Source organism: Pontimicrobium sp. SW4, assembly GCF_039954625.1.
Lineage (GTDB): Bacteria > Bacteroidota > Bacteroidia > Flavobacteriales > Flavobacteriaceae > Pontimicrobium.
The window spans coordinates 715,881-729,293 of record NZ_CP157199.1 but is presented as its reverse complement, the minus strand read 5'-3'; the positions used below and the strand labels follow the sequence as shown (position 1 = coordinate 729,293).

Below are 13,413 nucleotides of genomic sequence, written 5' to 3'. Positions count from 1 at the left end.
CACTATTGTTTTTTAAACGTATTTAAATAAACTCCTGGAATTCCATATTGTGACAATACTTGAATATCTACTTCAATAGCTTTAGCACTATCTGAATTATAGAAAATAATAGTAACATTACCATTTTTATCTGTTTTTACTGAAGGATTCCAATAAAGTGTTGTTCTATTATCTGGATTTTTATGCGATTCTAATTCTACATTGTATTTAGGCGAATAAAATTCTTTAAGTTTAGAATACCCTTGAATAGTATGTTTAGACGAAAATACTTTATCAACCTTAGGTCTTCCGGTTTTTGTATACACAATAATAACACCATATCTTCCAACTGGTCCATAAATAGCTGTTTGAGAGCCACGTTTTAAAATTTCAATTCTTTCTACATTTGAAAAATCAAGGTTTTGAACCATTAGTGGCACATTATTAGTCTTGGGTTTGTCATAATAAAGTCTTTTCGTTTTAGAGTCTTCTACTTCGTCTCTTTCTAGCCGACCAAATCTAGGGTCTATCTCACCATCTAACCTCATACCATCTACAATCCACAATGGTCCATATTGATTCCCTCTAAAATTAACCCAGTTGAAAGATAAATCGACAGAAACCCCCGGAATATTACCTAAGTGATATAGTATATTACCAGCCGTTTTATCTTCATTTATTATTGTATGATCTGGTTTCACCCCATATAATGACTCTGAATATTTAGTAAGCTCGCTAACTGATTTTTTTTTAGCAGTAACTAATACTTCATCTAGTTTCTCAACATCTTCATACATAAAAAAAGTAGACGCTTTTTTGTTGTAGTTATCTAAAACATCACCTTGCATATCTTTATATTTACTCTTAAAGTTTGGTTTTGGTAAATTATGATTATCATTATTATCTATTAAGACAACTTTAGTTTGTATAGGGTCACCGTCAGATTGGTAAGCGTTAAACGTCAATTCAACATCTCCAGCATTAGTAACATTTTGGATTTTAAAATTACCTTCTTCATCTGTTTTTGTAACATATAAATCCATTAACTGACTAGATTTAGATTTGGCAATCATTTTCAACTCTCTATTCATCAAAGGAACATCCTCCATATTGGTAGCATTGCCTGAAACTGAATAACCCTTCTTGAATAGAAACTCTTTAGGTGAGCTAAAAGTTATATTATCCATTTCGTGCCAGTTAAATTTGCGCCATCCATGAGTTGACATAACTAAATCGAGCTTAGCTCTCGTAGATCTCTTACTATCACTAAAAAAATACCCTGGGTTTTCAATATGTCCTTTCAAATTAGATTCTAATAAAAAGTATGTTAAAATATTTGTGTCAAATTTGTTTTTATATACTTTGTCTACATCAGTAATAGCAATTGAAAAATTTGTAGATAATGGTGTACCGTAAACATCTTTCACATTTACTTTTAATTCAATTTTCTCTCTTTTTTCAAAGCTAGAATTTTCTAGTTTTGTTTCTATTATTAGTTCTTCCTTATTATTAACAAAAACTGGACGCTCAGACCATGGTCGCATTTGTTCATCAAAAAGTGTAAGGGTCATCACACCACTTGGAAGCTTGTTTTTTGGAATTTCAAAATCAAGTAAAGACTGAGCATTAAAAACAAATTTGCCTTGATAATACTTCTCATTATTTATAGTTCCAATAATGTAGAATGGCTTTGATCTAAGTGTATTACTTGCTTGAACTTTTACCTTAATATTATTGGTATCTAGGTTATCAATTAACATTGAATATCCTTCATTTTGTGCTTCTGGAAGTTTATATATAGAACCATTATCTAATATGGCCGTATAGGTTTCATTAGGCTGAGGATTTAAAGTAAAAAATCCCATTCCTTGATATAAAGTATTTATAGGTACAACGGTTTCTCCTTTAGAATTTTTTATAATGCCTTTAACTTCCCTTGAATACCCATCACTGCCTATTGCCTTAAATGATATTTTTCCATTTAACCCATTCACTGCTTGGCCACCTTCTGGGAAAAATTGCAAATCAATTTTATCATCAGTATTTAATGGTCTTCTAGTAGTTTTTTTGGCATTTAAAAGTTGAATTGTTTTTGTAAAAAAGAACGCATTATCAAAATTTCGCATCCAATTGGTATAAGCTCTTAATTGGTAAGTTCCTTCAGGCAACTCAACAGGGATAATAATATTTCCTTCTCCTTGACCTTCAATTAACTTATGATTTTTTGATTCAACAATGACATTGTGTTCATCTATTAAATCTACTTGTATTTGCATACTTCCAGTTGAAAAATGATGATACGCACCTAATACAGCATAAGCATTGTACCAAATCATTTCTCCTGGAAAATAGACGTCTTTATCTGTATGAAGAAATACCTTCTCTACTGGATTATTATTATTATAATTTCTAAGTTGAGAATCCAAACTCTCAATAAATACATCACCTACCAAATTACTTTGCATAAATGCAATTTGCTCTTTAGTATTAAGAAATATAGATTCAAACGCATTATCTTTTTCAAAAGAGGCAATAACCTCATCTTCAACTGGAGTTCGCTTTACTATTGGGTTATCTTTCCAAAACTTCTCATTATAACCTATTTTATTTAGTGTTTCCCAATCACTTTTTGAATCCTTGAAACTTTTTCTAAACCGTCTTGGGCTATCAGTATCATAGTGTTCAAAATACGTCAAATTTGAAGTTGACGAAACATGAGTTACAAGGCTATCCCCCTTATAATAATCAAAAGAGTGATCTACTTTTATATAATCAATTAACAAATCATCTTTTGAGCTCTTTTTAAAAGCCATTTCGTAAGATAATGTGTAGTTTTTTGTATAAGTTCTTTTTTCTCTGAATTTTATAAAATCTAACCGATCATTCATTACAGTACCACTAATTTTTAATACTTCATATGTCTTGGTATTTATGTAAGCTTCCCCTTCAAAAGCTGGTGTTTTCACTTCTGGCAAGGGCTTAAATTCCAACACGGCTATATCTTCATCTCCGGAGGATAACATATCCACAATTTTTACATCATAATACTCTTTAACTTCATAACTTAATGGAAAAATGATATCATCAGTATCTGGCTGTATCGCCTTTAGAATACGAGAGAGAAGCGTAAAATTGCTATTATTAATTTTTTCTCGTTTTAAGGCATATCTACCTTCTAAAATTTCCCAATCGTTTATACCATCAACAGTATATTCTGTATCATAAATAATCTCTGAAAACTCTGTGTATTCGTCACCGTTTTTTGATTTTTGTCTATAAAACGCTTGACCATAATTGCTTTTATCTGTTAATTTTCTCGTCTTCGAAAATGCTTCTAAAGCTAATTCATAAGGGTAATTACTTTTTCTATTTGCTGAAAGAACAACTTCATTCAAGCTATTTACCAAAGGTGTTAATTGAATGGTTAGATTACTTGTGTTTGTGACTTCCACTACTTTCTCTTCATAGTTTAAATGAGAAAAAACGATGGTAACAGGTAACGAATCTACCTCTAAAACAAATTCTCCCAGTTCGTTACTTGAAGTTCCTATTTGGAAACCTTCCACTCCAATATTACAATATGCTATGGCTTTGTTGGTTTTTGCATCAGTAACACTACCTATAATTTGCTCTCTAATCTGAGCAATTAAATCATATTTATTAACAGTTTTAATTGGCACAGAACTTAAATCATTTTTACTCTCTTGAAACAAATTGTTTGCTCCAACACTATTTCCAAAGAAAAAAAATGCAAGAAAGAAAACGCTGGCTTTTAAATAAAAAAACGTTTGCAAATTTTTTTTAATCAAACTAAAAAAACTACTACTCATAATTACACTAATTGTTAACTCTTAAAAATAAGGAAAAATGCTAACAATTTGTGTTTCAATTTAAGCGACTTTACTTTGTATAAGAATTTCATAAAAAATCTCAAGCTTTTTTTATCTTTATAGAAATCAAAAACATGAAAAATAGCCAACCAAAACTCTTTAAAATAGTATTTATACTTTTTTTGGTTTCATTCTATGCCAACTCACAAAATAACATTCAATGTAAAATAGAAACATCTTTAGGTGATATAATAGTAGAACTCTATCCTGAAAAAGCTCCAATTACAGTCTCTAATTTCATGAAGTATGTTGACAATAATCTTTATGAAAATTCTACATTTTTCAGAGTCTGTACACCAGAAAATGAAGCAAAAAGAGATATTAAAATTCAAGTCATTCAAGGAGGTTTTATTGACAACTCTAAATCTTTCGATCCAATAGTTTTAGAAACTACTAACGACACAAAACTTCTTCACAAAAACGGAACCATATCTATGGCAAGATCTAGTGCAAATACAGCAACGAGTAGCTTTTTTATTTGCATCAACGATCAACCAGAATTAGATTTTGCTGGTAAACGCCATAGCGATGACTTAGGGTTTGCAGCTTTTGGCAAAGTAACAAAAGGTATGGATATCGTTTTAAAAATTCAATCTGGCGACAATAAGAATCAACAGCTACTAAACCCAATTGAAATCAAAAATATTTATAGAATCACAAAAAATTAAATAACAAAATCATGAAACACATAATCAAGGTCTTTATTCTTCTATTTAGCATATCAGCTTTTACTCAAAGCACTAGGCTTTTGCGTCAACCAGATATTAATGATTCGCAAATTACATTCTGTTACGGAAGCGATATTTGGATAGCAAATATCAATGGGACAAACGTAAAAAGATTAACTAGTACAGCTGCTGTAGAACAGAATCCATATTTTTCACCTGATGGAAAATGGGTAGCCTTTACTTCAAATCGTTTTGGGTCTAATGCTGTTTATGTTGTTTCCGTTGAAGGTGGAGATGCTACTCGACTCACTTGGCATCCAAGTGGTGCTCAAGTTCGTGGTTGGACAAATGATGGAAAACATATATTATATGCATCAAGTCGCGATACTGCACCTAGCGGTTTTGATAGATTATGGACAGTTTCTCTAAAAGGTGGCCCTTCAACATTAGTCACCTCTCAATGGAGTACAAGCGGAGCATATTCAGAAGATGGAAAACATATGATTATTGATAGAATGAGTCGCTGGGATGAAGAATGGAGAGCATACAGAGGTGGTCAAAACACGCCATTGGTTATTTTAAATCTTAATAACTCTCAAGAAACCTTACTTCCAAATAACAAAACAACAGATATAAAGCCTATTTGGATTGGGGACAATATTTACTTCCTTTCCGATAGAGATTATGTTGCAAATATTTGGTCTTTCAACACTAAGACTTCTAATTTAAATCAAGTCACAACATATAAAGGGTCAGATATTAAATCCTTATCTGGTCACAATAATACACTTGTATTTGAACGTGATGGATACTTACATACATTAGATCTTAGCTCAAATACAACTAAACAACTAAACATCAATGTTGTTGGCGATTTCCCTTGGGCAGCTACTAAATGGGAAAATGTAAGCAGATCTGCTCGTTCTGTGTCGTTATCCCCAACTGGAAAACGTGCTATTATGGAATCGAGAGGTGAAATTTTTACAGTCCCAATTGAAAATGGAGATTCTAGAAATATAACAGAAAGTTCTGGTGTCGCAGACAGAACACCTATTTGGTCTCCAAAAGGAAATGAGGTCGCTTGGTTTTCAGACAAGAGTGGTAAAGGATATGAATTGTTAATTGCTAATCAAGATGGTATGTCAACACCACGAAGTATCTCAATTGGTGAATCAAAATTAGGTTGGGAACCAACATGGTCTCCTGACGGTAAACACATTGCTTTTACAGATGATGATGTAAGAATTAGAATTGTTAACGTTCCTGATGGCACTATAAAAACCATTGATGTTGGTGGTAATAATTTGGAACGTGGTCGTTTAGGTTTAACTTGGTCACCAGACTCTCAATGGTTGGCTTACTCCAAAGCTGGTTCAAATAATTTTAGACAAATCATGCTTTGGTCTTTAAATTCAGGTAAAATTCAAACTATTACTAATCCTTTTGCCGATTCTTTTTCACCAGCTTGGGATGACGATAAAAAGCATCTTTACTTTTTAGCAAGTACTGACGTGGCATTAGGTTCTGGTTGGGCAAATACAAGTGCTATGACGGCCAATCCGGAATATGCTGCTTATGTAATTAACTTACAAAATGGTGATGCTTCACCATTCAAACCAAAAAGCGATGAAGAAGAAGCTGAAAAGAAAGATGATAAAAAAATCGATGACAAAACAAAAGCTGATGAAAAGAAAGAAGACGCTTCAATGAAAATTGATTTTGAAAATATTTCAAGACGAACTCTAGCACTAGACATACCTGTTCGTAACTATTCTAAAATAACAGCTGGTCCAAAAGGCTCTATTTTTATCATGGAGCGTGTGCCAAATGGCAGAGGATTAACGGTCCAAAAATACAAGCTCGACGATAATAAAGCGGAAGAGTTTATGACTGGTGTTGGACAATTTACTATGTCGTCTGATAGAAAAAAGATTTTAGCAAGTGCAATGGGAGGATGGCAAATTGTAGACGCATCTGCATCATCAGGTAAAGGGAAAAGCGTGAAAGTTGACCTTCAAATGAATCTAAACAAATCCTCTGAATGGAAGCAAATGTTTGAAGAAGCATGGCGTTATGAGCGTGATTATTTTTACGATCCAAATATGCATGGTCGTGATTGGAATGAAGTTTATAAACGTTATGCTCCTTTAGTACCTTACATAAAACATAGAGCAGATTTAACTTATATTCTAGATCAAGTAAATGGCGAGTTATCTGTTGGGCATAGCTTTGTGTTTGGTGGTGATTACCCAGATGTTGACAATTCAAAAGTTGGACTTTTAGGAGCAGATTTATATGCAAAAAATAACCGTTGGCAAATCACTCGCATTTATACGACTGAGAGTTGGAATCCTGGGTTAAGTAGTCCTTTAGACCAACCAGGATTAAACATAAAAGAAGGTCATTATATTGTAGGTATAAATGGAAAACCATTAACTGCAAATGACAATCCATTTCAATTATTAGATGGTACGTTAAATATGCAAACAACTTTGCATATTAATGATAAACCTGAATTTAATGGTGCATGGAAAGAAGTTGTTGAACCAATAAGAAGCGAAAATGGCCTACGACAACGTGCTTGGGTTGAAGATAATAGACGATTAGTTGACAAGCTTTCAAATGGTCGTTTAGCTTACGTTTGGGTACCTAATACAAGCGGCGCTGGTTTTGTATCATTTAACCGTTATTACTTTGCACAACAAGACAAAGAAGGTGCGATTATTGACGAACGATTTAATGGTGGTGGTTTACTTGATGACTATATGGTAGATTTAATGACAAGAACACTAAGAGCTGGATTAACTAATGAAGTTCCGAATGGTAAAGCTATGCGACTTCCAGCAGGAATTTTAGGTCCAAAAGTATTACTTATTAATGAGCTTTCTGGTTCAGGAGGCGATTTCTTTCCTTGGGTATTTAGACAACAAAACGTTGGTCCATTAATTGGTGCTACAACTTGGGGAGGATTAGTGAAATCATCAACACATTATCGTTTAATTGATGGAGGTGCATTAACAGCTCCTGACAATGCGGTTTTTGATCCAATAAATAATAAATGGGTCGCCGAAAATGAAGGGGTTGCTCCAGATATTGCTGTAAGGCAAGATGCCATAGCATTATCAAAAGGTAAAGACCCTCAATTAGAACGTGCTGTTAAAGAAGTTCTTGAAATGCTTAAAACTCAAGGTAGTAAAAAAGCAGTACCTCCTCCTTATTCTACACCAGCAAAATCAAATAAAAATTAGTAATTCAAAAAAGATGAAAAAACGATATACCACTTCAATTCTATTAATTTGTCTATTATGTTTTGTATCGAATGCACAAACAGATGCAAAGAAAGATCCAACCAGATGGACTCCTGAAGATATTATAAATACAGAATCTATGGGCTCTGTGTCATTTTCACCAAACAGTAACATGATCGTTTGGACGAAAAGAAAAGGCGTTAAAGAAAAAGACCGTTTTGTTTCAGATTTATATCTAACGCGATTAGATATAAAAAAAGATGGGAAGTTTCGAACTTTTCAACTTACCAATAACGTAGAGAATGATTATAGTCCAATCTTTTCAAAAGACGGTGAAACCATTTACTTCTTATCGTCTCGTGATAAAGGGAACAAACTTTGGAAAATGAGTATTTATGGAGGAGAACCTTCCAAGGTTAAAGAATTTGAAAACGGAATATCTGGATTGCAATGGATGGACAATAATACCTTGATTTTTCAATCTCATGATGGAAAAACGCTATACGAACAGGAACTTTCAGAAAAGAAAGATAATGTTATAGTCGTTGAAGATTCGATGCACTGGCGTCCTAATCATGTGTATTCATTCAATTTAAAAAACAAGTCTACAAAGCGTTTAACTAATAATAAAAAACCTTTGAGTGGCTATCAAATATCAAAAGATGGAAAATGGCTCTATTATGGTATGCAACTAAGTCGTAGTTACGCAAGTGATTCTGATCAAGATCCAGATTCATATATTAAAAACTTAGAAACTGGAAAAGTCACTCAAATTAAAACCAATTTAGGTTTTCCAATGGGTAGTATAGCATTTACTGATGATAATAAAGGGTTTTATTTTAGAGCTACTTACGCCTCCGATCCACAATGGAATGGCTCAGGTATAGGCTTACTATATTATTATAATTTAGCAAATCATACATTTAAAAAAGTAGATTTAAAATGGGAAATGGGTTTAGCAAGAGGCTATCAAGTCGTTGGAAACAATCTTATCGCTTCATTAGCCAATAAAACTACAATAAGATTAGCTTACTATAAAAACAATGGTAATACATGGAGTAAATCTAAGATTGATTTTGGTGACAAAAATGACCACGTGTCTATTATGGCTGTTTCAGAAGATGGATCTAAAATAGCTTACAATTACTCTACTGCATCAAAGTTACCAAGCTTCCATGTGGCAAATTTAAACGACAATAAAATATCAAATGAACAAACGCTAATAACGTTAAACAAAAATTTAAGCAAAAAAACCATTACAAAAAGTGAAGTAATGACTTGGAAAGGTTATAAAGGAGAAGAGACCACAGGTATACTTTACTATCCAGAAAATTATGAAGAGGGAAAAAGCTATCCTTTAATGCTTTCTATTCATGGTGGACCAGCAGCTGCAGACTTAGATTTATGGAGTGAACGTTGGAGTACGTACCCAAACTTACTATCTCAAAAAGGAATGTTCATTCTAAAACCTAATTATCATGGTTCTGGAAATCACGGCTTATCTTATGTAGAAAGTATAAAGGGTAATTACTACGAACCAGAAATGGAAGATATTACCAAAGCTATTGATATTTTAGTAAACAAAGGAATGGTAGATAGAAATCAACTCGGTACAATGGGTTGGTCCAATGGTGCAATTATTACAACTATGTTAACCGTTCGCTACCCTAATATGTTTAAAGTTGCAGCACCAGGAGCTGGTGATGTTAACTGGACATCGGACTTTGGGACTTGTAGTTTTGGAGTTAGTTTTGATAGACAATATTTTGGTGGTAATCCTTGGGACGATGTAAATGGTAAATTCTATAATGAAAACTACATTATTAAATCGCCATTATTCGAAATTGAAAAAATAAAAACACCAACTATTATTTTTCATGGTAGTGAAGATCGCGCTGTTCCAAGAGATCAAGGTTGGGAGTATTTTAGAGGCTTACAACAATCAGGAAATACACCAGTACGTTTTTTATGGTTTCCAGGACAACCTCATGGTTTAGGAAAAATTACACATCAATTACGTAAAATGAAAGAGGAAATACAATGGATTGATACATATCTTTTTAATAAACCTTCTACCGAAAATGAGGCCTTTAAAGCAAGTAGTCCTCTAGCTGAGTTACTTAAAATTCAAAAAGCTAAAAGTGTTGATGGCTTATTTGGCGAAATAAAAAATGGCATCTTAATTCCTGAAACCTTGCTCATTAAAAAAGATTCTACATCAATTGGTCGTTTTGAAGTAACCAATGCGCAGTTTAAAGCGTTTAAACCAAGTTTTAGTTATGAAGCTGGTATTGATAATTATCCAGCGGAAGTAAGCATGCAAGACGCAAAAGACTATGTTAAATGGTTATCTAGTAAAACAGGTGAAACGTATCGATTACCAAATGCAAACGAAGCTAAAAATTTGCATAAACAAGCACATAAAATTGGAGCAAAAGAACTCACTTTAAATTATTGGGCTGGTTACTCCATTACAAAGGCAGAAGTGCCTATGCTAAATGAAAAACTTAAAGAACTAAATACTATTTTATATAAAAAAGTAGGTAAAAAGAAATCTACCAAAATTGGTGAAGCCGAAGTGTATGATTTAGGTGGAAACATTGCTGAGTACTATGACGGAGGTGTATATGGCTATAGTGCGTATGATTTTTATGACGCAAATGATGATAGTATGATAAATAGCAAGCATGTTGGAATTCGTGTGATTAAAGATTAGTTTAATGAACGGATTTAATATTGTAATGGTTATCGCCATTATCCTTTTTGCTAGATTAGGTATACGCTTGGTAACTGGTTATATTAAAATAAAAAAGGAAACTAAAGACGAAAACGAAGAGTCTGATGCTTAAAATATTTCGAAAGATTAGACATAACATGATAAAAAACAATAAAATAACCTCCTATGTTTTATATGCAATTGGAGAGATTATACTTGTAATGATTGGTATACTTCTAGCTTTACAAGTAAACAACTGGAATGAAAACAGAAAACAGAAAGACAATCTAAATAACATTTTAAGAACCATATCTTATGATATGGAAACTGACACCTTAGTGGCTAGTCAAGTTGGGAGATTGTACGATTCGCTTCAAAAATATAGCAATCTTATAATCAACAAAGAACTTAACAGAGATAACTACCAAGAATGCATTCAATGTACTTCATTGACCACATTCTACTCACCTTTTAATATTCAAACTAAGGGTTTTGAACTATTAAAAAATGTTTCAAATGAAAGTACAAATCAAAAAGATAGCTTAGTTATAAATATCGTTCAATTGTATGCTCTTTATAAGCCAATAATTGAAAAAAATAATGAACGCTTAGAAAATGAAGTAATGAAAAATCTTAATCAACTTAAAGAATATCCTTGGTTTGTCGATTTAACATTAGGACAGTTTAATGAAGAAATGGTTATTTATTTTACAGAAAGTGAAGATTACAGAAAACGTGTTGCATTACACAATATGTTGGCTTCAAACAATCATTTAGCCATGATTAAAAATTATAAAGTACAAGCTACAGAAATATTAAAACGCATTAAAGCTAGGTTAGAAGAAGAATAGTACTGTAAAAGCATATAACTAACCTTTATTTTTAATAAATTAGAATACCAAAACCTTAATTATTAAAACTTTACATTAAATTAATATGAGAAAATTTTAAAAAACTAATTTATAAATATTAACTTCGTACAAATTACTTAATTATATAATAGTGAATACAGGAACAGTAAAATTCTTCAATAGTACCAAAGGTTTTGGTTTTATTACAGAAGAAGGTTCAGGCACAGAGTACTTTGTACACGTCTCAGGATTAATTGATGAAGTGAACGAAGGTGATAATGTGGAATTTGAACTAAAAGAAGGTAAAAAAGGAATGAACGCGGTAAACGTAAAAGTTATCTAATAAATTCTTACTTTTATTACAAAAGCCTATCAAAACCTGATAGGCTTTTTTGATTACTTTTATCACATTTAAACATGGATCAAAAGACTAATATTCAGACAATAATACCTGTTTTATCTACAGCAGATATTGAGCGTGATATTGCTTGGTATAAAAAGCATATAGGCTTTAATCTTACATACCAAGAAGAAGGTTACGCTGTATTAAACAGAGAAAATATTTGGATTCATTTACAATGGCATCATGATAACGATGAAGATCCTGTATATGGTTCGGTTATCAAAATTTTTGTAGATGATATCAATCCTATTTTTGAAGAAATGATACAAAGAGACACGGTCGTAAAAGATAAATTGCGTTTAAACACACCTTGGAACACTCATGAATTTGGTTTTTTTGACTTAAACAAAAATACTATATTCTTTGTACAAGATATTTAATTACTCCTTCCCATCAACATAATCTTGAAGGTAACTAAAACGCTCTGTAAGCTTTCCTCCTTCTGTAATTTTAGCACGTTTTAAAACACCTCTTTCATCCTCATTAAAAAATGCAGGAATCACGTGCTCTAAAAACATCTCGCCAAAACCTTCACTAGCATCTTTAGGTAATTCACAAGGCAAATTATCGACAGCCATTACCGTAATTGCTCCTTTAGCATCAAAAGCAACTTCGGTTTCGGTTTGAGGGTTATATCCATAAAATGGTTCCGCAATGGTAGATGCTCTTAATGTTGAAGCTACTGGACCATCCACATCACACGAAATATCTGCTACAAGATTAATATTAAAATCTTTATGTTTAGCGTCTTCTCGCGTAAATAAGTAAGGAGCATTATTTCCATAAAAATGTCCAGCTATAAAGACATCTGTTTCTTTAGCATAAGGCATAAAATTACTTTCATAACCAGATGGGTCTTTGTAAAATTCCCACTTATCTCCTACTTTACCATTTTTTCGCTTTGCATATTCCATAACATCTGCCATCACATAAACAGGCTCGGTAAACTTAGATGTTAAGTATAAAGCATCACTAATTTCTTTTATCTTTAAATGGTCTAAAATTTCTTTAGCCCCTAAAGCGACTTTTCCAGTTCCTGTAAGTAATATTTTAATATTTGGAAGTGTAATTTTATCTAGTTCTACTTTTACCTCATCTAAATCTGCAAGTGTTTCAACTTTTGGTAAATTGAATAAATTATCTCGCAAACCTAAAGCTCTAAAACCATTATATGCTCCAACTAATCCTGCATAACGACCAAATCCAATAAGGCGTGCACCACTCTTTTTAACGATTGTTTCATGGTCAAACATATCAATATTCTTTTCCAGCATTGCTTTTAACAACTTTCTATTATAAGGTTGCTTTTTAATGGTATGCGAAAAGAAAAAATATTTTTTATTAGAAATTAAGCTTTCTATTGGCAACTCTTTTACACCAATCATGACATCACAATCTGACACATCTTCAGTTACCTTAAAACCTAACGCTTTGTATGCAGCATCTGGAAATATACGTATGTCGCTTGATTCTACAACAAACTCAGCATGAGGAAACTGCTCTCTAGCTTCTGCAAGTTTTTCTGGAGAAAAAACCACACGTCTATCTGGTGGGTTTTTACGTTCTTTTATGATTGCAAACTTCATATAAACGAATTGGTATAAATTTTGCACGAAAATAAGAGGATTTACGCTGTTGCACAACTTTTTTTGTAACTT

General features: G+C 32.5%; 9 protein-coding genes. 7 read left to right on the top strand and 2 right to left on the bottom strand.

Annotated elements, in window-relative coordinates; all coding sequences use genetic code 11:
- Window positions 1-2: 2 nt before the first annotated feature.
- Window positions 3-3,773: a carboxypeptidase-like regulatory domain-containing protein gene (locus tag ABGB03_RS03415; RefSeq protein ID WP_347924836.1), complete on the bottom strand. Its 3,771-nt coding sequence runs from the start codon at window positions 3,771-3,773 to the stop codon at window positions 3-5.
- Between the two features lie 170 nt (window positions 3,774-3,943).
- Here ABGB03_RS03415 and ABGB03_RS03410 point away from each other — a divergent pair, with 170 nt between their 5' ends.
- From ABGB03_RS03410 to ABGB03_RS03380, 7 genes are all read left to right on the top strand, one after another.
- Complete coding sequence (locus tag ABGB03_RS03410; RefSeq protein ID WP_347924835.1) at window positions 3,944-4,537, top strand: peptidylprolyl isomerase; 594 nt, start codon at window positions 3,944-3,946, stop codon at window positions 4,535-4,537.
- Window positions 4,538-4,548: 11 nt separating this feature from the next.
- On the top strand, window positions 4,549-7,785 hold the full coding sequence (locus ABGB03_RS03405; RefSeq protein WP_347924833.1) for a PDZ domain-containing protein: 3,237 nt from the start codon (window positions 4,549-4,551) through the stop codon (window positions 7,783-7,785).
- A gap of 13 nt (window positions 7,786-7,798) precedes the next feature.
- The gene (locus ABGB03_RS03400; protein ID WP_347924831.1) at window positions 7,799-10,501 is read left to right on the top strand and encodes a prolyl oligopeptidase family serine peptidase; all 2,703 of its coding nucleotides are present in this window, start codon (window positions 7,799-7,801) and stop codon (window positions 10,499-10,501) included.
- 4 nt (window positions 10,502-10,505) lie between these two features.
- Complete coding sequence (locus tag ABGB03_RS03395) at window positions 10,506-10,634, top strand: hypothetical protein (protein ID WP_347924829.1); 129 nt, start codon at window positions 10,506-10,508, stop codon at window positions 10,632-10,634.
- A 25-nt stretch (window positions 10,635-10,659) separates the two neighbouring features.
- Complete coding sequence (locus ABGB03_RS03390; RefSeq protein ID WP_347924828.1) at window positions 10,660-11,352, top strand: hypothetical protein; 693 nt, start codon at window positions 10,660-10,662, stop codon at window positions 11,350-11,352.
- A 151-nt stretch (window positions 11,353-11,503) separates the two neighbouring features.
- A complete protein-coding gene (locus tag ABGB03_RS03385) occupies window positions 11,504-11,695 on the top strand; it encodes a cold shock domain-containing protein (protein ID WP_347924827.1) in 192 nt (63 codons plus the stop codon).
- Window positions 11,696-11,769: 74 nt separating this feature from the next.
- The gene (locus ABGB03_RS03380) at window positions 11,770-12,135 is read left to right on the top strand and encodes a VOC family protein (RefSeq protein WP_347924825.1); all 366 of its coding nucleotides are present in this window, start codon (window positions 11,770-11,772) and stop codon (window positions 12,133-12,135) included.
- On the opposite strand, the gene ABGB03_RS03375 is transcribed toward ABGB03_RS03380, so the two are convergent.
- Window positions 12,136-13,341: an NAD(P)-dependent oxidoreductase gene (locus tag ABGB03_RS03375; RefSeq protein ID WP_347924823.1), complete on the bottom strand. Its 1,206-nt coding sequence runs from the start codon at window positions 13,339-13,341 to the stop codon at window positions 12,136-12,138.
- Window positions 13,342-13,413 lie beyond the last annotated feature (72 nt).

What these genes read in the sequence shown, in the direction of transcription:
- ABGB03_RS03410 (WP_347924835.1), top strand. Translation starts at nt 3,944, where the DNA reads ATGAAAAATAGCCAACCAAAACTCTTTAAAATAGTATTTATACTTTTT.
- ABGB03_RS03405 (WP_347924833.1), top strand. Translation starts at nt 4,549, where the DNA reads ATGAAACACATAATCAAGGTCTTTATTCTTCTATTTAGCATATCAGCT.
- ABGB03_RS03400 (WP_347924831.1), top strand. Translation starts at nt 7,799, where the DNA reads ATGAAAAAACGATATACCACTTCAATTCTATTAATTTGTCTATTATGT.
- ABGB03_RS03395 (WP_347924829.1), top strand. Translation starts at nt 10,506, where the DNA reads ATGAACGGATTTAATATTGTAATGGTTATCGCCATTATCCTTTTTGCT.
- ABGB03_RS03390 (WP_347924828.1), top strand. Translation starts at nt 10,660, where the DNA reads ATGATAAAAAACAATAAAATAACCTCCTATGTTTTATATGCAATTGGA.
- ABGB03_RS03380 (WP_347924825.1), top strand. Translation starts at nt 11,770, where the DNA reads ATGGATCAAAAGACTAATATTCAGACAATAATACCTGTTTTATCTACA.
- ABGB03_RS03375 (WP_347924823.1), bottom strand. Translation starts at nt 13,341, where the DNA reads ATGAAGTTTGCAATCATAAAAGAACGTAAAAACCCACCAGATAGACGT.